We start from the raw sequence: 21177 nt of genomic DNA, 5'->3' as shown, positions 1-21177 counted from the left end.
AAACGGTTAGGCGATCAGCCCGACCCGTTCTAGCACCCAATAGCCTGCCATGATAGCGATGGCTGCTGAGGCGGGCACCACGATGCGGCTGTGATACCACGGCTTGTTGCGGAACCAGATGCCGACAGCCAGAAAGCAGATGGCGATGACGGTCAATTGGCCGATTTCGACACCGATGTTAAACGCGATCAGGGCAGGGATGAACTGGGCCGTTGGCAGGCCGAAATCACCGAGCACCGAGGCAAATCCAAGCCCGTGCAGCAGGCCGAATCCGAAGATCAGGAACGGCCGCCACGGCGAGAGTTTTTCGGTGAAGATGTTTTCCACAGCCACAAAGACGATAGAGGCAGCGATCAAGGGTTCCACGATACTACCGGGGACAGAAACCCAGCCGGTCGCGCCCAAGGCCAGTGTGATGGTATGGGCCAGAGTGAACATGGTGACCTGCATCAAAAGCGGGCGCAGGTGGGCGGATAACAGGAACAGGCCGATCACGAACAGGATATGGTCGAGACCTTTGGGGATGATGTGGTCAAAGCCTGCGACGATGTAGTCCAGCACCACCTCGGTCAGGGTTTGGGGGGCGATGTCATCAAGGTTAATTGTGGCAGTGGCACCGCTGGCCACGTAATCCGCAAGTATCGGGTCAACCGCGTCGGGCGTCAGCAGGCGCAGCACGCTGTCGCCGTAATCTGCGGGGAATTGCCATGTCAGGGTGCCGGACAAGGCGGGCAGGGTGGCAGAATAGGTTAACGTAGAGCTTCGGGCGACTGCGGTGTCTCCGACCTCGGGGATGGAGTGGCTTTCGTAGGTAAGCGGGATTGCCTGGCCGTTCAGTGCAAGCGAAAGGGTCGGATCAAAACTGCTGCGAAAGCGGCTGAAGGCTGCGTCCAGATCAGTGGAGGAGGCGTCCCGAAGACGCAGATATTCATCCTCACCGTCTTCGGCATTTTCGGTGTTCGTTTCATCAGCAATTCCTGCGATCAATGCCTCTAGATTGGTGTTGATCGAAATTGTTGCCGAGGAGCCGTCCAGTGTCATATCGATGATCGACGGGGTGCTTTCATGGGCCTGAATTGGGGCGGCGGCGATAAAAAGCACAGCAAAGATGGCAAAGAAAAACTGCGCGCTATATTGTCTGGTGAAGATCATGAGGAGTTTTCTGTTATGAGTTGGTTAAAGGCTTGCGGCATATCTATGGCATTTTTGATGGCGGGTCCATCGGGAGCGCACGAATATTGGATCGAGCCGCTGGATTTTACCGTCGCGACAAATGCGCGGATGATGGCGTTTTTGAAGGTAGGCTCGGATTTTAAAGGCTCCACATTTCCCTATATTCCGCCACAATTTCAGTCTTTTACCATCACCCATGACGGTAAGACTGCGGATTACATCGGGCAGGTCGGGGACAGCCCTGCCTTACAGGTTACAGAGCCAGAGGCGGGTTTGAACATTCTGGCCTATCATTCCAAACCCAACCGCTTGTCTTATCGTGATCCGGCTTTGCTAGAGAAATATCTAAAGGCAGAAGGTCTGGACAGGGTGTTGGAAGCCCACCGCGCTGCGGGCTTGCCAGAGGTCGGCATCACCGAGGATTACACCCGCAATGCCAAGGCGCTGGTTCAGGTGGGCGATTATTCCGGCGGCGTCGATCAGGCGCTGGGTCTGCCGTTTGAACTGGTGGTTCAAGGCTCGCCTTATGCGCCCGATACCGATCAAGTGCGATTACAGCTGTTGTGGCAGGGCAAGCCGATGCCCGATTATCCGATCAACGTGTTCACCAAAGGCCGCGAAATTACGCAGACGCGGGTTCAAACTGATGCAGAGGGGTTTGTCGATGTGACCTTTCCCGACACAGGTATCATGATGATGAATTCAGTCCACATCGCCCGCACGCCAGAGGGGGAAACTCCGTTTTACGAAAGCTTCTGGGCCTCTATGACCTTCGGGCGTTAAGGTTAACCTGCGCGTCGGATCAGGCGCAGCAGGAACAAAAGGATCACCGCACCAATGGTGGCGTTCACAATTGCACCCAGCAACCCGCCGCCGATTGTCAGGCCGATGGCTGGTAAAATCAGGGTCGCAATAAACGCGCCGATGATGCCAACAACGATGTTCCCGATCAGGCCAAACCCATAGCCCTTAACGATTTGTCCAGCCAGCCACCCTGCAACAGCGCCGACAATCAAAAGAATGATAATGCTTGTGATACCCATGGTCCGGTTCCTTTAATGGTGTACTTACCGTGGCGGGTTTTTCAGCGTTAAGCAAGCCATTCGCGGGGGTGCATGTGGTGATCCCGAGTGGATTCGAACCACTAACCTGCCCCTTAGGAGGGGGCTGCTCTATCCAGTTGAGCCACGGGACCGCCGTGGTCTTGAAGCCATAAGTCTGGGGCGGAGGCAAGTCTGAACCAGAAAATTATGTGATTATTGGCCGTTTCAGAGGGCGTTTTAAGCCTGAGACTCGGGGGATTCTGGTGACTCGGGGGGTGGGTTGAATATGGCCAGAATGTGTCGGTTTGGGGCTTGGGTGTTTCCAAAAATACTGACAAATTTGCCTCAATTGCGTTTGAGCGTCATTTTATGTTTTTTTGTTAAGAATATTTTTATGGTTCAAATTCATATGCTTGCAGGTGTATTTTCGGCAATTTCCCGCCGACAGATTTTCTTAGAATTGTCTGCAAATCGCATATTACTGTTTCCAAAACACCGCTTATCCGCCGCAATTTCGCCCTTCCTGTCGGGCATATTACTCGGGAGTAAATAGTATCTTGGGCTTGGGACGAGTCCTAAAGACCATCTGAGCGAGTATCAGAGAAAGGGGTGTCACATGTTGGCGTCATTTAAAAAGAGACTGATAGATCACGGGTTTATACGGGATGAGAAGGGTTCCATCATCGTATTTGTACTTGTTGTGTTTTCCGCCATGTTCCTGGTCGGGGGGACGGCTGTTGATTTGGCCCGCCACGAAAATTTGCGTTCTGCCATGCAGTACAACCTTGATCGGGCTGTTCTGGCAGCGGCATCCCTGAAACAGGTGCAGGACCCGGACACTGTTGTTAAGGACTACATGTCCAAAGTGGTTACCATTGAGGCGTTTTCGGTAGACGTTAACTCGATTGTGGCGACCAATGCGCGGACAGTTTCGGCAACGGCGACGGCAAATCTGGACACATGGTTTCTGTCGATGGCGGGCATCAATGAAATGCCCATCACAGCCAGAAGCGCTGCGTCCGAACGTATTCCAAACCTTGAAATCTCTCTGGTGCTTGACGTATCCGGTTCCATGAGCGGGTCCAAGCTAAGCAACCTGAAAACGGCGGCGAAAGAGTTTGTGACCACTATGATGACCGGCGTTGATCCGGACAGTGTGACCATTTCGGTTGTTCCGTTTAACCAAAACGTGGCACCTTCGGATTCGATCTTTAGCCGTTTGAACATCGACCAAACACAAACCTTATCAAACTGTCTCGACTTTTCGGATGCCAGCTTTGGGGATGTGAAAGTCGACCCGACAGTGAAGCAAAAACAGGGTGTGTATACAGCGCTTTATGGATCTTTTCAGGATTTCGACAACGGGTATGAAACCTGCGTCGGTGGTGAGAAGTTTGAAATTCTGCCTTATGGCAGCAATGAATCCAAGCTGCACGCCAAGATTGATAATCTTTCGACCACAGGTTGGACCGCGGCGCATTTGGGGATGAAATGGGGTCTTGCCTTGCTTGATCCTTCATTCCAGTCGGTTGCCACTGGTATGATCGCTGACGGTGAAATCAGCGCCGGTCTTGCAGGTATCCCTGCGGAATATGACGATCATGAAACCCTGAAAGTTGTGATCCTGATGGGCGATGGGGCGAACACTTACGAATTCCGCTTCAAAGACGACTACCGCACCCAATATTCGGACCTGTGGGAAATTGTTGAGGAAGAGCCAGGTGCCTTTACCCATCTGACCTATTACGGCCGCACTTACACCGGCAGTTCTTATGAGCGGTATTGCGGTCAGTACGGTATCACCTGCTACTACGGTGATCCTGTAGAGGTGGTTAATTTCTTCCTGAACAAACCGTCTAACGGCCAGTTCTATGATATCACCGACCGTAGTTGGCTGACTTCTACAGTGTTTAATCTGTTGAAAGTAGCGCTGGGCACACAGTCCTACCGTCGCCTGCCTTGGGACGAAGCCTGGGGTAAAATGCCGGCTGAGTATTATGACGACATCACTGGAAGCAATTCGTTGAACGATCTGGTGAACGTTTCCAGCCGTCAGACAAGCGAAGCGGATGCGGTTTTCTCTACCTCTTGTACTGCGGCAGAAAATGCAGGGATCATCGTCTACACTATCGGCTATGAAACCAACAGCACCACGTCGAAGAAACTGAAGGATTGTGCCAGCACTGAAAGCCATTACTACCCGGCAGCAGGCACAGATATCACCACGGTGTTCGCTTCAATTGCGGCGTCGATCCAGAAACTAAAACTGACACAATAATCATAACAAAAGAGCGAGCAGGTCATGTTTAAGTTATTCAAAAAACTACGGAGGTTCCGCGATGATGAGCGCGGGTCCTCCACTGTTGAGTTCGTGATTGTGGCCACCACGTTTCTAACCGGATTTTTCTGGGTGTTTGAAACGGGTCTGATCATGACAAAACAAATGATGTTGGAACGGGCATTGGACATTACGGTGCGGGATTTGCGCCTGTATGACAGTCCCTTGTACACCCATGATTATATTAAGGCCGAGATTTGCGACTTGGCCTTGGTGTTCAGCGATTGCAACAATACTCTTTTCCTGGAAATGGAAAAATTCGATCCGTCGGTGGGCTATGCAAAGAATTACAAATGCTATGACAAAGAAAATGACATCGCCCCAGTGACCACCTGGCAGCCCGGTAAACGGAATGAAATCGTGTACCTGCGGGCGTGTATTGTCATTGATCCCTTGATGCCAAACGGCATTGCCATGTTCCCTGGCGCTTCTTCTGCGGGCATTTCGCTGGTCGCCAACACCGCCTTTGTGAACGAGCCGGAGTGATGCGGATGATCAAGCGTATTTCCCAGTTTCTAAAGGCACAGGCGCGCGATGAATCGGGCGCGACCATGGTCGAGTTTTTGTTCGTGATGCCACTGATCGCCTTTTGGTTTGCGGGCACCTTTACCTTTTTTGACGCCTATAGCACTTGGACCCGTTCGGTCAAAGCAACCTATACGGTGGCCGATATTATTTCGCGCCAGACAGAGGTCGACGACGATTACATCACCGATATGAACACTCTGTTCGCGTCAATTATGGGGGCCGATACCAACGACACCTACATGCGGATTTCTGGGATCGACCGGACCTTGAACGGTTTCGAAATCGCTTGGAGCACGGCCACAGGCATGCATCCCAATCTGAAGCTGGACGAAGAGATTCCGGTTGAGATTTTCCCGAACCTTATCATTGGTGAAAGCACGATCCTGATTGAAAGCCACATCCCCTTTGTGCCATTTCAGGATTATATCGGGATTGAGGCGCGCACATTGATCAAAAAGATCGTGATCAACCCGCGGTTCACGTCAAAGCTGGCGAATAAAGACCATCCCGCTTAGGCGTGCAGGTCTTTCAGAATTATCGGCGTGCAGCGGATGGCGGCGCGCCGTATTGCTTTGAATAGGCTGTAGAAAAATGCGCAGCTGACGAAAATCCGGTCATCAAGGCGACCTCGGACACGGATAAGGGTGCATTCGCCAACAAGCTGCGTGCCTTTTCCAACCGTATCTGACGTCCAAAAGCCATCGGGGTTTCGCCCACCGCTGTCGTAAACAGGCGCGACAGTTGGCGCGGGCTGGCCCCGGCTATTTTTGCCAGTTGGGGCAGGGTCAGCGGATTGGCAATATGGGTTTCGATGGCTTTGATCGCCGCCAGAACTGGTGTGCTGGTGGTGTCATAGCGTTGCGCCAGCCCTGCGCGCTGCGGCCCTGTTGCGGGGCGGATGGCAGTGTGCAAAAACCAATCCCCCACTTGCTGCGCCAGCTTTTGCCCGTGTTGATTTGCTATAAGCGCCAGCATCAGATCCATCGGAGCGGTGCCACCGCCGCAGGTCATCCGATCCCGATCAATCACGTAAAGTGATTTTTCCAGCAGCGCGTCCGGGATGTTTTCTTGCATAAAATCAGCGTGTTCCCAGTGAACTGTCATGCGGCGGTTCAGCAATAACCCGTTTTGTGCCAGAAACACTGGCCCAGCCGAAACCCCACCGATCAGCGTGCCAGATCGCGCGATCCGCCGCAGCCAACTGGCCAAATGCGGGTTTTTATAGCCAACGGCATTGCTGCCAGCGACCAGCAGAACCAGATCAAAATCGGGTGCGTCTTTCAGCAGTATTTGCGGGGGTACCAGACCCATGCCGGAACTTTGGGCAGGGGTTTCGCCAATTTGTATATTGGTGGTTTCATACAGGGGATGGCCGTTCAACAGGTTAGCCGCACGCAAAGGTTCAACTGTCGCAGCATAGGACATCAAGGCAAAACCGTTGATGGGAACAAGTCCAACATGAAAAGGGGCTTTGCTTTTGGCCATAAATCAAAAGTTACTGTCGTTTTATTGAATGCGCCAGTTGAATCGATCTGTAAAACTGGTCGGGGAATCAAACGGGGCCAACCATATGCGCTTTTCCGCACTTAAAATCCTGACCGAAGGCTTGACTGGCAACAAAGGCTGGACGCCGCATTGGCGCACGCCAGAGCCGAAGAAAGAATACGATATCATCGTTGTAGGTGGCGGTGGTCACGGCCTAGCGACGGCTTATTATCTGGCGAAAAAATACGGCCAAAAGAATGTGGCGGTGCTGGAAAAGGGTTGGCTCGGGTCGGGCAATATCGGGCGGAATACGACGATTGTGCGGTCCAATTATATGCTGCCGGAAAACAACCCGTTCTATGAACATTCGATGAAGTTGTGGGAAGGTCTGGAACAGGAACTGAACTATAATGCGATGATGTCCCAGCGGGGGATTTTGAATCTGGGCCATTCTGACAGCCAGCGCGATGCCTTTGCGCGGCGCGGCAATGCCATGCATTTGTCAGGTGCGGATGCGGTTCTGCTGGACCGCGAAGGCGTGCGCAAACTGGTGCCTTTCCTGAATTTCGACTCTGAACGGTTTCCGATCACCTGCGGGTTGTGGCAACCCCGTGCGGGCACCGCGCGCCATGATGCGGTGGCTTGGGGCTATGCGCGGGGTGCGGATCAGAACGGTGTGGATATTATCCAGAACTGCGAAGTCACTGGTTTTGTGATGGAAAATGGCGTGTGTACCGGTGTTGAAAGCACCAAAGGTGTGATCAAGGCCAAGAAGGTTGGCGTCTGTGTGGCGGGGGCTTCCAGCCGTGTGATGGAAAAGGCGGGGATGCGCCTGCCGATTGAAAGCCATGTGTTGCAGGCCTTTGTGTCCGAGGGTTTGAAGCTGACCATTCCCGGCGTTGTGACCTTTGGCGCGGGGCATCTTTATATCAGCCAGTCCGATAAAGGTGGCTTGGTGTTTGGCGGGGACATCGACAAATACAACACCTATGCCCAGCGGGGGAACCTGCCGGTGATCGAGCACTGTTCCGAAGATATGATGGCTTTCCTGCCCATGCTGGGGCGTGCGCGGCTGCTGCGGATGTGGGGCGGGGTGATGGATATGTCCATGGACGGGTCGCCCTTTATCGACAAGACCCATATTGACGGGCTCTATTTCAACGGCGGCTGGTGTTATGGCGGGTTCAAGGCGACCCCCGCATCAGGCGATTGCTACGCGCATTTGCTGGCCAAAGACGAACCGCATCCGCTGGCCAAAGACTTCCGGCTGGATCGCTTTATGCGCGGTCAGATCATCGACGAAAAAGGTGTCGGCGCCCAGCCGAACCAGCATTAAGGAGCCGGACCCATGATTATCAACCACCCCCTGCTTGGCCCGCGCGACAGTTCGGAATTCTATCATCTGGGCGATGCCACGTTGATCGACCGCCCCAATCGCGAAGACCCTGATGCGGCGCAGAAATTCTATGAATACGTGTACTTACGGGACAACCCCGCAGGCGAATACCGCGAATTGTGGTATCACGAACAGGGCGATCGAAGCTGGCTGGTTGTGACCCGCAGCACCCTGACCCATGAAATCACCGATGTAAAACTGGCGCGGGATGAAGCGCGCACAAGGGGCCGCAGCCAATGACCCAAGAGATGAGACTAGAGGGCGGTCAGATTGATCGCAGCCAAACGCTGGCGTTTTCGTGGAATGGCAAGACGTTGCAGGGGTATCAGGGGGATACGCTGGCCTCGGCTTTGTTGGCGAATAACGTGAAATTGGTCGGGCGGTCGTTCAAATACCACCGTCCGCGCGGGATTTTCAGCGCGGGGTCCGAAGAGCCCAATGCGCTGGTGCAACTGCGCAAAGGCGCGTTTCAGGAACCCAACACACGGGCCACTGTGGCCGAGTTGTTTGAGGGCCTAGAGGCCACAAGCCAGAACCACAAAGGCTCGCTTCAATACGATCTTCTGGCGATGAATGATCTGTTGTCGCCGTTTCTAAGTGCAGGGTTTTATTACAAAACCTTCATGTGGCCCAAAGCGTTTTGGGAAAAGATTTATGAACCTTTCATCCGGTCTGCGGCTGGTTTGGGCGCGCTGTCTGGCGAAGCGGATCCTGATCTGTATGACAAAGGTTTTTTGCATTGCGATGTCTTGATCATCGGCGCGGGGCCTGCGGGTTTGTCCGCGGCTTTGGCGGCAGGGCGATCTGGTGCGCAGGTTCTGTTGTGTGACGAAGACAGCGCCTTTGGTGGGCGTCTGAATGCCGAAACTTTTGAAGTTGGCGGCATGGTTGGCGCGGATTGGGCGCTGGCGGCTGTGACGGAATTGCAGGGCATGCCAAACGTGCGGTTGATGAACCGGACCACGGTATATGGTGCCTTTGATCATGGGATTTACGGCGCGTTGGAACGCAAGACGGACCATCTGCGCAGCAGCCAAGACAAGCCGCGTCAGGTGTCTTGGAAGATTTATTCCAAGCGGGCGATCTTGTGTGCGGGCGCGACAGAGCGGTCTATTGCATTCGGCAACAACGACAGACCGGGCGTGATGCTGGCAGGGTCGGTTCGGGCTTATGCCAACCGCTGGGGTGTGGCTACGGGCAAGCAGATTGCCGTGTTAACCAACAATGACGACGGCTGGCGCACCGCACAGGATTTGCTGGCGGCTGGCGGAAATGTAGCCGCCGTGGTTGATACCCGCAGCGTTGATCCGTTGATGCAATTGGACGGTGTGTCTGTGACCATGGGCGCAGCTGTGATGGATACGGCGGGGCGCAAAGCCTTGAAAGGGATCACCCTGACCAACGGGCAAACGCTGGATGTGGATTGTCTGGCCGTTGCGGGCGGCTGGTCGCCTAACGTGCATTTGACCTGTCACCAACGGGGCCGCCCCACGTGGCGCGACGATATTGCAGCCTTTGTACCGGGCGGCGATCTGCCCCCCGGGATGGAGGTCGCGGGATCGGCCAATGGCACCTACGGCACAGGCGCGTGTCTGGCCGAGGGGCGCACATTGGCCAATGCCGCAGTTAAGGCGCTGGGCTTTACCCCGTCGCGCAAAATGGCCGATAAAGCCGAGGATGAACCCGCAGCGATCACCCCGTTCTGGCATGTGGGTGAAAGCACCAACCGCGCTTGGGTTGATTTGCAAAACGATGTGACCAGTAAGGACGTCAAACAGGCCGAGCAAGAGGGCTTTCGTTCGGTTGAGCATCTGAAACGCTATACTACCCTTGGTATGGCCACAGATCAGGGCAAAACCGCCAACGTGTTGGGTCTAGCCCTGATGGCCGAGGCGCGGGGCAAGACGATCCCTGAAACCGGCACCACAATTTTTCGCCCGCCCTATTCGCCCGTGGCCTTCGGGGCGCTGGCAGGGCGGTCCCGCGAAAAGGACTTCCGCCCCTATCGCCTGACGCCATCGCATGTTTGGGCCACCGAAGTGGGTGCCTCTTTCACCGAAACGGGTCCGTGGCTGCGGGCGGAATGGTATCCCAAAGACGGCGAAACGTTTTGGCGGGACTCTGTGGACCGCGAGGTCATCGCCACTCGTAAATCTGTCGGCGTGGCCGATGTGACAACGCTGGGCAAGATCGACATTCAGGGCCGTGATGCGGCGCAGTTTCTGAATTACGTCTATTCAAACGGCTTTGCCAAACTGGCCGTGGGCAAGGTGCGCTACGGGTTGATGCTGCGCGAAGACGGGATCGTGATGGATGATGGCACCACCGCGCGGCTGGGGGAAAATCACTATGTGATGACCACCACCACGGCCAATGCGGTCAGCGTGTACCGTCACCTTGATTTCGTGCGCCAGTGCCTGTTTCCTGATCTGGATGTGCATATTATTTCTGTCACCGACAGTTGGGCGCAATTTGCGGTGGCGGGGCCAAAATCCCGCGATCTGCTGCGCAAGCTGGTGGACGCGGAACATGACATCACCAATGATGCCTTTCCGTTCATGGCCTGCGCTGACATCACCGTTTGTGGCGGTCTGCCTGCGCGGTTGTTCCGGATTTCGTTCTCGGGCGAGCTGGCCTATGAAATTGCTGTGCCCAGTCGCTACGGCGACAGTATGATCCGGGCATTAATGGCAGCGGGTGAAGAATTCGACGTTTGCCCCTACGGGCTAGAGGCGCTGTCTGTTATGCGGATCGAAAAGGGTCATGCCGTGGCGAACGAGTTAACGGGCGAAACCACTGCGCTGAACCTTGGGATGGGGCGGATGGTGTCAAAGGCCAAGGATTGTATCGGCAATGTTCTGTCCGAGCGGGACTATCTGAACCGAACGGACGGCTGGACGCTGATGGGGCTACAACCCGTTGACAAGACTGCCAAATTGGAAGGCGGGGCACATTTCCTGAACAAAGGGGAAACGCCGAATATGGACAATGATCTGGGGTGGATGACCTCGGTCGCCTATTCACCGTCGATGGGGCATTACATCGGGCTGGGTTTTGTGAAAGCTGGCCACAGTCGTAAGGGCGATATTATCCGCGCATGGGATGGCGTGCGGGGCAAAGACACCGAGGTAGAGGTGGTTTCGGCCCATTTCCTCGATCCTGAAGGAGAGCGGTTGCGTGGGTAAGTTTACATTAACAGCATTGCCCGTTCTGGGCGGATTTGATCAGGATTATAACGGAACGCGGCTGCGCGAATTGGTGGATCTGGCGGCGGTGGCCGTATCGGTGCCAATGGATGGCGCGAATGCGCTGGCCCAAGCGATGAAAACCGCCTTTGGGGGTGATATTCCCGCTGTTGGGCAAAGTTACCTGTCCAAAGATGGCAGCCGCATTGTGGGCTTTGCGCCCGATCAGATGATGGTGCTGTTTGATCATGCGCCCCATTCCGGTGTGGCGGCGATCGAACAGAAACTGGGCACGGAACATGGCGCGGTGGGCTATTATGTAGAGCAGACCAACAATTGGGTCACGCTGGAACTGGACGGGCCTTTGGCGCGTGCAGCATTAGAGCGGCTTTGCGCGTTGAACCTGCATCCGGATAGTTTTGTGATGGATCGCGCTGAACGCACAACCATGGAGCATATGGGCGCTTTGGTGATCCGTACCGGCGAGGATCGTTTTGTTCTGATGGGGCCGAGTTCGATGGCGGGGTCATTCCTGCACGCGATCACTGTTTCTTTGGAATACGTGATCTAGGTCACCTCTGGTCGCTTTATTTTTGTTGATTTCGGCAGGATTCTCGGAATGGTTGAAAGTATTCAATTCAAACCGGAGGATTATTATTATGGAAATCACTATAAGTCTAAAAGCAAAACAACTGCCCCTGTACGGGCCAGAGGTCAGCAACAATCTGCCAAAAGGATTCGGCGTTAATTACGGTGTGAACCTGCTGGATGAAATCCAGTCGGCGCTGGTGGCGTCCACCAAGGCCAAAGCCATCGCCAATGCGTTGAAATCGGCAGAGTGGAAGTCTGAAACCTCGGCCATTAAGAACGGGTTGAAACCGGAACCAGGGCCTGGGGTTGTTGGGAAACACACCATAAAGTTCAAGGTGGATGGCACCGCGCTGGCGCTGAAACCCCGCTGTCTGATCGCCGCGCCAACGGCGACCAAGCTGGAAGCGCCCACCAAAGCCAACGGGGCCGCGGTCAGCAAAGCCTTGAAAGAACTGGCGCAACTAAAAGCGCGTTATGGGGACATCATCAGTACAAAAAATGGTGATGGCCAGCATAAGAAGAACACGATTTATTCCATGCAATTGGGGGATAACAAGATCACCCACTCGATCCCTGATCCGGCGGATACCCACATTAAAGAGGGCAGTAAGAAAGCGGCTTTGGTGGATTGGGCAAAGGCCAAGAAGCAATTGGCGGCCTATCTGAAAACCCAGTCTTAAAGGGGCTCCCTCGGCGCTGGGTCACAGCGCCGAGGAGTCTTTTATGGCAAAATATCAGTGAGCCGTAGAAGCGCGATGCGTTCCACCTGTTTGCAGGCAGTGGCCAGTTCGTCGGCGCGGCTGTTGTGGATACGGGTCTGAAACGCGGTCAGAATATCGTCTTTGCTTAGCCCTTTCACCGCGATGATAAAGGGAAAGCCGAAGGTGCTGGTATATTGGGTGTTCAGCGCCTGAAAGGTTTCCCGTTCTCCGTCCGTCAGCGCATCCAGTCCGGCGGAGGCCTGTTCGGAGGTGCTTTCCGCTGTCAGTTGTTTGGCTGCCGCCAGTTTTCCCGCCAGATCGGGGTGGGCTTGCAACACCCCCAGCCGTTGATCGTCGCTTGCGGTGCGGAACACGCGGCACAGGGCGGAATGCAGGCCAATGGCGGTGTTATGGGCCGGCCCCAGTTCCAGCCCGTAAGCGCCTTCGGCAATCCACGGCGAGTGTTCAAAAATACTGCCGTAGGTGGCAACAAATGTGTCTTTGTCCAGATCCGTTGGCGTGACCGCCTGATGCTGGGGCGGGTGGTTTTCCTGCCAGTGTTCGGCAATGTCGATGCGCCGTGCAAACCAGACATCGGATTGGGCTTTTACATAATCCACAAAACGTTTCAGCGATTGAATCCGCCCCGGACGACCGATCAGGCGGCAATGCAAGCCGATGGTCATCATCTTGGGCGCGCCCTCAACCCCTTCGGCATAAAGCGCATCAAAGCTGTCTTTCAGATAGGTGAAAAACTGGTCACCAGAATTGAACCCCTGCGCCGAAGCAAAGCGCATGTCATTGGCATCCAGCGTATAAGGAATGATTAACTGATCCCGCCCCTGATACGCGCGCCAATAGGGCAGGTCGTCATCATAAGTGTCTGAACAATAGTCAAAACCGCCTTCTTCGGACACGATATCAACAGTATGCGCCGAACAGCGGCCTGTGTACCAACCCCGTGGCCGCTCGCCTGTGACTTCGGTGTGCAGGCGGACGGCCTCTGCCAGATCGGCGGCTTCATCGGCTTTGGAGTAATCTTTATATTCGATCCATTTTAACCCGTGGGACGCGATCTCCCAATCGGCGGATTGCATGGCGGCCACCTGATGGGGGGAACGGGCCAAGGCCGTCGCCACACCGTATACCGTCACAGGAATATCCGCGCCGGTGAACAGACGGTGCAGTCGCCAGAAACCCGCCCGCGCGCCGTATTCATACATGCTTTCCATGTTCCAATGCCGCTGGCCGACCCAAGGCTGGGCGCCGACAACCTCGGACAAAAACGCCTCGGATGCGGCATCCCCGTGCAGCAGGCAATTCTCTCCGCCTTCTTCGTAGTTCATAACAAATTGCACCGCGATTTTGGCGTTGTTGGGCCAGTTGGCAGCGGGCGGATTAGGGCCGTAGCCCTGCATATTGCGTGGATATCGGGTCATGTTCAAACTTCTTTCGGTGTTTGGCTTTAAGGGTACAGGAAAGCCGCGTGGAATTTTATCAAAAAAACATTGAAAGTGCTGTTGTGATTGCTGTCAGAAATGCCTTTGCGCCTGCGCGCGCAAGGTGGTTCAATATGGGGAAACGTACAGGCAGGGTTTGTCCGTAGGAAAGGGATTGAAATGGCTGGTTGGTTATCGACACATGTTCTGGACACGGCACGGGGTATTCCGGCGCAGGGGATCAGGATCGCACTGTATCGGATAACGGGGGATGCGCGGGATTTGGTGGTGGAAATGGCCACCAACGACGATGGCCGCACCGATGCGCCTATTTTGCCGCCCGAAATGTTCCGCACCGGAACATATGAACTGGTGTTTTACGCAGGCGATTATCTGCGGGCCTGTGGGGTGACGGGGGATGTGCTGTTTCTGGATGAAATCCCGATCCGCTTTGGCATGAATGACGCCGACGCCCATTATCACGTGCCGCTTTTGCTAAGCCCGTTTGGATATTCCACCTATCGCGGCAGCTAGGGCTTGGGGCGTTGAACTGTCAGGGGTGGCGCGCTAGGTGTTGCGGGACCCCTTAACAGACAGGCCCGCGCCATGACAAAATTCGCTCTTTATCCCAGCCTCAAAGATAAAACTGTTCTGATAACGGGCGGTGCGTCGGGCATTGGCGAACAAATGGTCGAGGCTTTTGCTGGGCAAGGCGCGAAAGTTGCGTTTCTGGACAAGGACGAGTCCGCCAGCGCCGCCGTAGCCGCCCGCTTTAAGGTAGAGCACGAGCTGTGCGATCTGCGTGACATTGGCCATACCCAAACCGCGATTAAGGCTCTGGCCGCCCGTGTCGGGAATTTTAGCGTGTTGGTGAACAATGCCGCACGGGATGACCGCCACGATTGGCGCGATGTGACGCCGGGGTATTGGGACGAACGGATGAACGTGAACCTGCGCCATATGTTTTTCACCATGCAAGCGGTGGCAGACGGGATGATTGCGGCGGGGGGCGGCTCGATCATTAATATGGGGTCAAATTCATGGTGGGAGGCCGTGGGCAATTTCCCCGCCTATGCCACCGCCAAAGCTGCCGTGCACGGGCTGACCCGTACCATGGCGCGGGATTTGGGCCAGCACCGGATCAGGGTGAACACCATCGTTCCGGGGTGGATTATGACGGATCGGCAAAAGAAACTGTGGGCAACACCTGAATCGCTGGAAAAACACCGCCAGAACCAGTGTTTGCCAGATCTGATTGATCCGGTTTACGTGGCGCGGATGGCGGTGTTTCTGGCGTCGGATGATGCGGCCATGTGTACCGCCAGCAACTTTATGGTTGAGGCAGGATCGGTTTAAGGGCCGCGAAAAGCACAAAGCCCGGCGGGGCAAGCCGGGCTTTGATAGGTCATTTAATCCGTTTGCCACCAATCAAGGGCTGTGATTTGGTCATCGGACCCAATGGCTCTGCAAGTGAAATTTTCGACTTGTCCTTTTTGGGCTTTTTCACTTCCTTGTTGCCCTTACGATGATCACCTTTGCTCATTTTCTTACACTTTCATAAAAGCGTCGGCCTGAACGGCGCGGCGTTTGCGGGTTATCCCAATCGCCGCAATGCAGCAGGCGTCGGGTCAGATTTGGAATAAGAGGGTTAGAACCTGTAATGTGTTCTAACGATCCGTCCGATGCGCTTTTGGCGGGCATTTCGGGCCAGGGGAAAAGCGTTTGGACTAAGGGAAGATATACAATGTTCCAGTTGAGTCGTCTAATGAATTTTATTTGATAACGTAGGGGTTTAAGCCTGTATTGGCTTATGATCCGTTTCGCATAACGCATGATCCGCCAGCGCCTGAATGACGCTGCAAGCCCCGACGGTTCCGTCATCAGGCAGGGCTGCAATCCGCTTTAATTCCCGCTGTAAATTCCGCAGTCTTTGCAGTTTGGCATTGATCGTTTCAAGATGCCGCGCGGTGATGCTATGGGCCTCGGCGCAGGGGCGGTCGGGGGCGTGGGACAGGTCTACCAACTCGTGGATATCGGCCAGTGACAGGCCCAGATCACGGGCGTGGCGGATGAACGACAGCCGCGCCAGCCCGTCTTTGGTGTAACGCCGCTGGTTGCCGCTGGACCGATCCGCCGCCGCAATCAACCCCATTTGTTCGTAGTAACGAATGGTCGGAATCTTAACCCCTGTGCGTTTTGACAAATCACCGATGGAATACATGAAAAAACCCCTTGAAGCTCTAGTTCCTAGAGGAATTATATAGGTAATAGATTGAAATTAAACAAGCGAGGTGCAGCTATGGGCGGCCACCATCATCACCATCACGTAGATCCCGATGCCGGAGATATGCGGGTATTTCTGGCAATATTGGTTAATCTGGGCCTGACCGTTGTGCAGATTGTCGGGGGGATACTTTCGGGCAGTCTGGCGCTGATTGCGGATGCGATCCACAACCTGTCTGATGCCGTCGCGCTGATTATCGCGTTTTTCGCCCGCAAGATCGCACGGCGCCCTGCGGATGGGGATATGACCTTTGGCTATGGCCGCGCCGAGGTGGTGGCCGCGCTGATCAACTATACCACGCTCATCGTGATCGGCATTTATCTGGTCTATGAGGCGGTTTTACGGTTCTTTAACCCCGCAGGTGTAGATGGTTGGCTTGTGGTCATCATCGCGGCTGTGGCGCTGGCGGTTGATGCGGTGACTGCTTTGCTGACCTTTGCTTTATCCAAGCAAAGCATGAACATGCGCGCGGCGTTTTTGCATAACGTGGCGGATGCGCTCGGCTCGATTGCAGTGATTTTCGCGGGGACGTTGATCATTCTGTATGATTGGCGGCTGATCGACCCGTTGGTGACGCTGCTGATTGCGGGCTATATTCTGTGGCAATCCTTTGCCGAAATAGGGCCAGTGATCCGTGTCTTGATGCTGGGCAGTCCGGCAGATGTGGATTGCACGGCCGTAGTCGGCGCTGTTGGTGCTGTTAAAGGGGTGGCTGATATCCACCACCTGCATTTGTGGCGGGTGCAGGAACATGAAACCGCACTAGACGCCCATGTGGTGATCGAAGCTGGTCAATGGGCCTCAGCGGATAAGATAAAGGCAACCGTTAAAGAGGTGTTGGGCACAGATTTCGGAATTACACACAGTACGTTGGAGCTGGAGTGTGCCAGACACGCCTGCGCAGATGCGCCAGAAATCGGGCATTCTGTGGCGCAAAAAGCAGATGTCGCGCACAGTCATTCACAGAGCCATTCACACAGTCACTAGGATAACTTCGCAGGTCCCACCTGCGCCACCTTTAACGGACTGTTTTTGCACAGCTTAGGCCTTAAGCAAATTTACAAGATCGCCTGATTGCTGCACAGTCAGCTGAAAACAGGAGGTTCGGCATGTTTGAATTGGCGGTGGTCAGCGACTGGCTGTATTTCGCAGTGCGCTGGGTGCATGTGATTACGGCCATCGCTTGGATAGGGTCATCCTTCTACTTCATCGCGCTGGATTTGGGGCTGAACCGCAACATTCCCGGCCCCGCAGATGGCGAAGAGTGGCAGGTTCACGGTGGTGGTTTTTACCATATCCAGAAATATCTGGTGGCACCTGATGCGATGCCTGAACACCTGACGTGGTTCAAATGGGAAAGCTATGCCACGTGGCTGTCTGGCTTTGCGATGATGTGCGTGGTCTATTATCTGGGCGCGGATATGTTCCTGATTGACCCGACCGTGGCCAATCTGGCGGCGTGGCAGGCCATTTTGATTTCCATCGGCTCGCTTGCGCTGGTCTGGATCGCCTATGATGTGCTGTGCAAATCCCGTTTTGGTGATGACAATACCCGCCTGATGATCGCGCTTTATGTGCTGCTGGTGCTGCTGGCCTATGGCTATACGCAGGTGTTTTCGGGGCGCGCGACCATGCTGCATCTGGGGGCGATTACGGCGACAATTATGTCGGGCAATGTGTTCTTTATCATCATGCCAAACCAGCGTGTGGTGGTGGCCGACCTAAAGGCGGGGCGCAAGCCTGATCCGAAATACGGCAAGATCGCGAAACAACGCAGCACCCATAACAACTATCTGACCTTGCCGGTTATTTTTCTGATGCTCAGCACCCATTACCCGCTGGCTTTTGCGGTGGAATACAATTGGATCATCGCCTCGCTGGTGTTTCTGATGGGGGTGACGATCCGGCATTATTTCAATTCACTGCACGCGCGATCCGGCAATCCTCATTGGACATGGGGTGCGACGGCAGTTCTGTTTGTGGCCATCATGTGGGTCAGCACCTTGGGGCGCGACGACGCTGTTACGGCTGAGGCGATGACCCCAACCGCCACCCGCTTTGCGCAGGCTGACGGGTTTGATGCGGTGCATGATATCGTGTTGGGTCGCTGTTCCATGTGCCATTCGGAAGAACCGTTTTATGAAGGTGTGGTCTGGGCCCCAAAAGGCGTTAAGCTGGAAACCGAAGCGCAGATCGCTTTGCGGGCACGGGACATTTATTTGCAGGCAGGGCTAACCCACGCCATGCCGCCGGGTAACCGCACGTTTATCCAGCCCGAAGAACGGGCCAAGATCGTCAAATGGTATCGCGGTGCGGCGACGCGCCTGTGGTAATATATGGCCCGAATGCCTAGTTTTCTGCTGGATGTTCCCGTCACTGCCATTGGATCTTTGATGCCCCTGCCAATTCCCGAAAGCGCGGATGCGATAACGCCCGAATGGCTGGGCGCGGCGCTGGGCCGTCGGGTTGCCACCTGTTGTGTGCAGCGGATCGGGCAGAATGAAAGTTTTACGGGGGGCAGCCTGCTGCGTCTGTCTGTGGCGTATGAAACAGGCGCGGGGCCAGCCAGCTACGTGGTGAAACTTTCCCCCAAAAGGCCAGCCTTGCGGGCCAGTTTGGCCCGTGCCAACCAGCGGGAGGTCGGGTTTTACAAAAGTTTGCCAGCGCGCAACAGCCTGCCGGTTCCCCGGTGTTATTACGCTGATTTTGATGCAAACAGCGGGACGAGCGTGACTGTGGTGGAAGATTTTCCTGCGGCCCGTTCGGTGTCTTTCACCAAAGGCTGTTCGGCGTCTGACGCAGGAACCGTGGTGCGTGCAATGGCTGAAATTCATGGCACCTATTGGCAGGCGTCCGATCTGGATCATCTAGAGGGCCCGTCGCTGTTTGCAGAGTTTGATTTCCCCTCTGCTTGGGCGGTTTATGCGGAAAGCCTTGCGCAAATTCAGCCCGATACGCCGTTACCAGATCGGTTTCGCGCAGTTGGAGACTTTCTTGCCCAAAACGGAGCAGAGGTTTTTGAACATCTGTTGAACAATGGCCCGCGCACCTGTCTGCATCGGGATTTGCAGGTGGATAATGTGCTGTTTGCAGAGCAGGGGCCGATCTTGTTGGATTGGCAGTTTATGGGGCAGGGCAAAGGCGCATTTGATCTGGGGTATTTTCTGATCAGCTCGCTTGATCCTGATGTGCGGCGGGGTGCGCAGGACCGTTTGATTGCTGAATATTGCGCGGCGTTGCGCGCGCAAGGCGTGACGGATTATCCGCTGGCTGAATGCCGACGGGATTATGTGATGTCGGTTGCGGGGAAGTTTTTGCTAAGCGTGATCGCGACGGTACGGTTTGATAATTCAACACCCCATAAACGCGCTTGGCGGCAGGTTGACTTGCAACGGCTGGTGGCGTTTTGCGGAGATTACAACATCACGCCCGACAGTTTTTCCCTGTAAGCCCAACCCGTTTCAGAGGTGCCGCACAAACGGCACCACCCCTGAATTTTTTAGCCTGTGAACAGATCGGCGAACTGTTCGCGCAGGGCTTTTTTCTGCACTTTACCCATCGTGTTGCGGGGCAGTTCGGGCAGGATCACCAGCTTTTGGGGCAGTTTGAACCGCGCAAGGGATTTGCCCATGTTGGCTTTGATAGCGTTCAGATCGGGGGTTGCCCCTGCCTGCGCCACCAAGACGCCAACCACTGTTTCGCCGAAATCGGGATGAGGCACGCCAATCACAGCGCTTTCCAGCACGCCGTCTTCTTCGTCCAGCAACAGTTCCACCTCTTTGGGGTAGATGTTATAGCCACCCGAAATGATCAGATCCTTGTTGCGCCCGACGATTTGCAGATAGCCGTCTTTGTCAAATTGCCCCAGATCGCCAGTGATGAAAAACCCGTCGTCGCGCAGTTCTTCGGCGGTTTTTTCGGGCATCTGCCAATAGCCTTTGAACACATTGGGGCCGCGCACTTCGATCTGGCCGATATCGCCTTGGGGCAGGGTTTCACCCGTGGCCGCATCGGTGATCTTCACCTCGGTGCCTTCAAGCGCAAAGCCGACGGTGCCCGCGCGCCGTTCCCCGTCATAGGGGTTTGAGGTGTTCATATTGGTTTCCGTCATGCCATAGCGTTCCAGAATGCGGTGGCCGGTGCGGGTTTCAAAAGACACATGGGTTTCTGACAGCAGCGGGGCTGATCCAGACACAAACAGGCGCATATGTTGGGCGAGGTCCTTGGTAAACCGCCCATCGTCCAGCAGGCGTGTATAGAATGTGGGAACGCCCATCATTGTCGTGGCTTTGGGCAGGTTGGCGATCACCGAATCCAGATCGAATTTCGGCAGGAAGATCATCTGCCCGCCCGCATAAAGCGTGATATTGGTGGCGACAAACAGGCCGTGGGTGTGAAAGATCGGCAGCGCGTGCAGCAGCACATCGGTGTCGGTGAATTTCCACGCCTCGGCCAATGTTTTGGCGTTGGACAGCAGGTTGGCTTGGGTCAGCATCGCGCCTTTGGACCGCCCTGTGGTGCCAGAGGTGTATAAAAACGCAGCCAAATCATCAGCACTGCGGGCAATCGTGGCAAAAGATGTGGGGTGGGCGACGGCTTTGGTGGAAAAAGAGCCGCTGCCGTCCTCGTTCAGGGTTTCGATCACCGCTTTAGCTGCCTGTGCCACAGGGGCCAAATCCGCGGCGCGGCTTTCATCACACAGCAACACCCGCGCGCCGCTGTTTTCGACGAAATAAGACACTTCATCGGCAGTATAGGCGGTATTCAGGGGCAAAAAGATGATGCCCGCCTGAACGCAAGCGGCGTAAACCGCCAAAGCCTGTGGGGATTTTGCAATCTGGACCGCAATCCGATCGCCAGCAGTCACGCCAAGGTCGGTCAGTAAATTGGCGTATTGCGCGGCGGTTTGCAAAAAGCCGTCATGGGTGATGACTGACCCGTCCGCCAGACGCAGAAACGGCGTGGTTTTGCCCTGATGTTTGCCAAAAAGGGTGTCATACAGCGGGTTGGTCAT

At 55.1% G+C, this 21177-nt stretch carries 21 protein-coding genes and 1 tRNA gene; 14 read left to right on the top strand and 8 right to left on the bottom strand.

Annotated elements, in window-relative coordinates; all coding sequences use genetic code 11:
* Nucleotides 1–6 precede the first annotated feature (6 nt).
* A complete protein-coding gene (locus GGE09_RS00555; RefSeq protein WP_309742782.1) occupies nucleotides 7–1152 on the bottom strand; it encodes a HupE/UreJ family protein in 1146 nt (381 codons plus the stop codon).
* Between the two features lie 15 nt (nucleotides 1153–1167).
* On the opposite strand from GGE09_RS00555, the gene GGE09_RS00550 reads away from it, so the two are divergent.
* Nucleotides 1168–1956, top strand: a complete 789-nt coding sequence (locus GGE09_RS00550) for a DUF4198 domain-containing protein (RefSeq protein ID WP_309742780.1) — start codon at nucleotides 1168–1170, stop codon at nucleotides 1954–1956.
* Between the two features lie 2 nt (nucleotides 1957–1958).
* On the opposite strand, the gene GGE09_RS00545 is transcribed toward GGE09_RS00550, so the two are convergent.
* Nucleotides 1959–2216, bottom strand: a complete 258-nt coding sequence (locus GGE09_RS00545; RefSeq protein WP_309742778.1) for a GlsB/YeaQ/YmgE family stress response membrane protein — start codon at nucleotides 2214–2216, stop codon at nucleotides 1959–1961.
* A gap of 75 nt (nucleotides 2217–2291) precedes the next feature.
* A tRNA-Arg gene (locus tag GGE09_RS00540) sits at nucleotides 2292–2368 on the bottom strand.
* A gap of 464 nt (nucleotides 2369–2832) precedes the next feature.
* Between GGE09_RS00540 and GGE09_RS00535 the strand changes: the two genes are divergently transcribed.
* Genes GGE09_RS00535 through GGE09_RS00525 form a run of 3 tightly spaced genes read left to right on the top strand, consistent with a single transcriptional unit; the run spans nucleotide 2833 to nucleotide 5597 of the window.
* Nucleotides 2833–4494 carry a pilus assembly protein TadG-related protein gene (locus tag GGE09_RS00535; RefSeq protein ID WP_309742776.1) on the top strand — a complete coding sequence of 554 codons (1662 nt, stop codon included), beginning with the start codon at nucleotides 2833–2835 and terminating at the stop codon, nucleotides 4492–4494.
* A gap of 24 nt (nucleotides 4495–4518) precedes the next feature.
* Entirely contained in the window at nucleotides 4519–5040 is a 522-nt protein-coding gene (locus GGE09_RS00530; protein ID WP_309742774.1) for a TadE/TadG family type IV pilus assembly protein, read from the top strand.
* Between the two features lie 5 nt (nucleotides 5041–5045).
* On the top strand, nucleotides 5046–5597 hold the full coding sequence (locus GGE09_RS00525) for a hypothetical protein (protein ID WP_309742772.1): 552 nt from the start codon (nucleotides 5046–5048) through the stop codon (nucleotides 5595–5597).
* 19 nt (nucleotides 5598–5616) lie between these two features.
* On the opposite strand, the gene GGE09_RS00520 is transcribed toward GGE09_RS00525, so the two are convergent.
* Nucleotides 5617–6507, bottom strand: a complete 891-nt coding sequence (locus GGE09_RS00520; protein ID WP_309742770.1) for a GlxA family transcriptional regulator — start codon at nucleotides 6505–6507, stop codon at nucleotides 5617–5619.
* A 145-nt stretch (nucleotides 6508–6652) separates the two neighbouring features.
* Here GGE09_RS00520 and GGE09_RS00515 point away from each other — a divergent pair, with 145 nt between their 5' ends.
* The 5 genes from GGE09_RS00515 (at nucleotide 6653) to GGE09_RS00495 (ending at nucleotide 12419) form a co-directional block, all read left to right on the top strand.
* A complete protein-coding gene (locus GGE09_RS00515; RefSeq protein ID WP_309742768.1) occupies nucleotides 6653–7903 on the top strand; it encodes a sarcosine oxidase subunit beta family protein in 1251 nt (416 codons plus the stop codon).
* 12 nt (nucleotides 7904–7915) lie between these two features.
* A complete protein-coding gene (locus tag GGE09_RS00510) occupies nucleotides 7916–8203 on the top strand; it encodes a sarcosine oxidase subunit delta (protein ID WP_309742765.1) in 288 nt (95 codons plus the stop codon).
* Nucleotides 8200–11148, top strand: a complete 2949-nt coding sequence (locus GGE09_RS00505; protein ID WP_309742763.1) for a sarcosine oxidase subunit alpha family protein — start codon at nucleotides 8200–8202, stop codon at nucleotides 11146–11148. The genes GGE09_RS00510 and GGE09_RS00505 overlap by 4 nt, the downstream gene beginning before the upstream one ends.
* Complete coding sequence (locus GGE09_RS00500) at nucleotides 11141–11719, top strand: sarcosine oxidase subunit gamma family protein (protein WP_309742761.1); 579 nt, start codon at nucleotides 11141–11143, stop codon at nucleotides 11717–11719. Before GGE09_RS00505 ends, GGE09_RS00500 begins: the two co-directional genes overlap by 8 nt.
* An 88-nt stretch (nucleotides 11720–11807) precedes the next feature.
* Nucleotides 11808–12419, top strand: coding sequence for a hypothetical protein (locus GGE09_RS00495; RefSeq protein ID WP_309742759.1), 612 nt, complete (start codon nucleotides 11808–11810; stop codon nucleotides 12417–12419).
* Between the two features lie 41 nt (nucleotides 12420–12460).
* Here the strand turns inward: GGE09_RS00495 and puuE are convergent, their stop codons facing one another.
* Complete coding sequence (gene puuE / locus GGE09_RS00490) at nucleotides 12461–13879, bottom strand: allantoinase PuuE (RefSeq protein WP_309742757.1); 1419 nt, start codon at nucleotides 13877–13879, stop codon at nucleotides 12461–12463.
* 180 nt (nucleotides 13880–14059) lie between these two features.
* Here puuE and uraH point away from each other — a divergent pair, with 180 nt between their 5' ends.
* On the top strand, nucleotides 14060–14413 hold the full coding sequence (gene uraH / locus GGE09_RS00485) for a hydroxyisourate hydrolase (protein WP_309742755.1): 354 nt from the start codon (nucleotides 14060–14062) through the stop codon (nucleotides 14411–14413).
* A gap of 72 nt (nucleotides 14414–14485) precedes the next feature.
* A complete protein-coding gene (locus tag GGE09_RS00480; protein ID WP_309742753.1) occupies nucleotides 14486–15235 on the top strand; it encodes an SDR family oxidoreductase in 750 nt (249 codons plus the stop codon).
* A gap of 49 nt (nucleotides 15236–15284) precedes the next feature.
* Here the strand turns inward: GGE09_RS00480 and GGE09_RS00475 are convergent, their stop codons facing one another.
* The gene (locus GGE09_RS00475; protein WP_309742751.1) at nucleotides 15285–15422 is read right to left on the bottom strand and encodes a hypothetical protein; all 138 of its coding nucleotides are present in this window, start codon (nucleotides 15420–15422) and stop codon (nucleotides 15285–15287) included.
* A 249-nt stretch (nucleotides 15423–15671) separates the two neighbouring features.
* Nucleotides 15672–16100: a helix-turn-helix domain-containing protein gene (locus tag GGE09_RS00470; RefSeq protein WP_309742749.1), complete on the bottom strand. Its 429-nt coding sequence runs from the start codon at nucleotides 16098–16100 to the stop codon at nucleotides 15672–15674.
* A 78-nt stretch (nucleotides 16101–16178) separates the two neighbouring features.
* Here GGE09_RS00470 and GGE09_RS00465 point away from each other — a divergent pair, with 78 nt between their 5' ends.
* From GGE09_RS00465 to GGE09_RS00455, 3 genes are all read left to right on the top strand, one after another.
* A complete protein-coding gene (locus tag GGE09_RS00465) occupies nucleotides 16179–17150 on the top strand; it encodes a cation diffusion facilitator family transporter (RefSeq protein ID WP_309742747.1) in 972 nt (323 codons plus the stop codon).
* 122 nt (nucleotides 17151–17272) lie between these two features.
* A complete protein-coding gene (locus tag GGE09_RS00460) occupies nucleotides 17273–18496 on the top strand; it encodes a urate hydroxylase PuuD (protein WP_309742745.1) in 1224 nt (407 codons plus the stop codon).
* Between the two features lie 12 nt (nucleotides 18497–18508).
* Complete coding sequence (locus GGE09_RS00455) at nucleotides 18509–19612, top strand: phosphotransferase (RefSeq protein ID WP_309742744.1); 1104 nt, start codon at nucleotides 18509–18511, stop codon at nucleotides 19610–19612.
* A 50-nt stretch (nucleotides 19613–19662) separates the two neighbouring features.
* Here the strand turns inward: GGE09_RS00455 and GGE09_RS00450 are convergent, their stop codons facing one another.
* Nucleotides 19663–21177, bottom strand: coding sequence for a malonyl-CoA synthase (locus GGE09_RS00450; RefSeq protein WP_309742742.1), 1515 nt, complete (start codon nucleotides 21175–21177; stop codon nucleotides 19663–19665).

This window comes from Roseobacter sp. N2S (assembly GCF_031454055.1).
Classification (GTDB): Bacteria; Pseudomonadota; Alphaproteobacteria; order Rhodobacterales; family Rhodobacteraceae; genus Amylibacter.
This window is presented reverse-complemented; position numbering and strand designations above follow the sequence as displayed.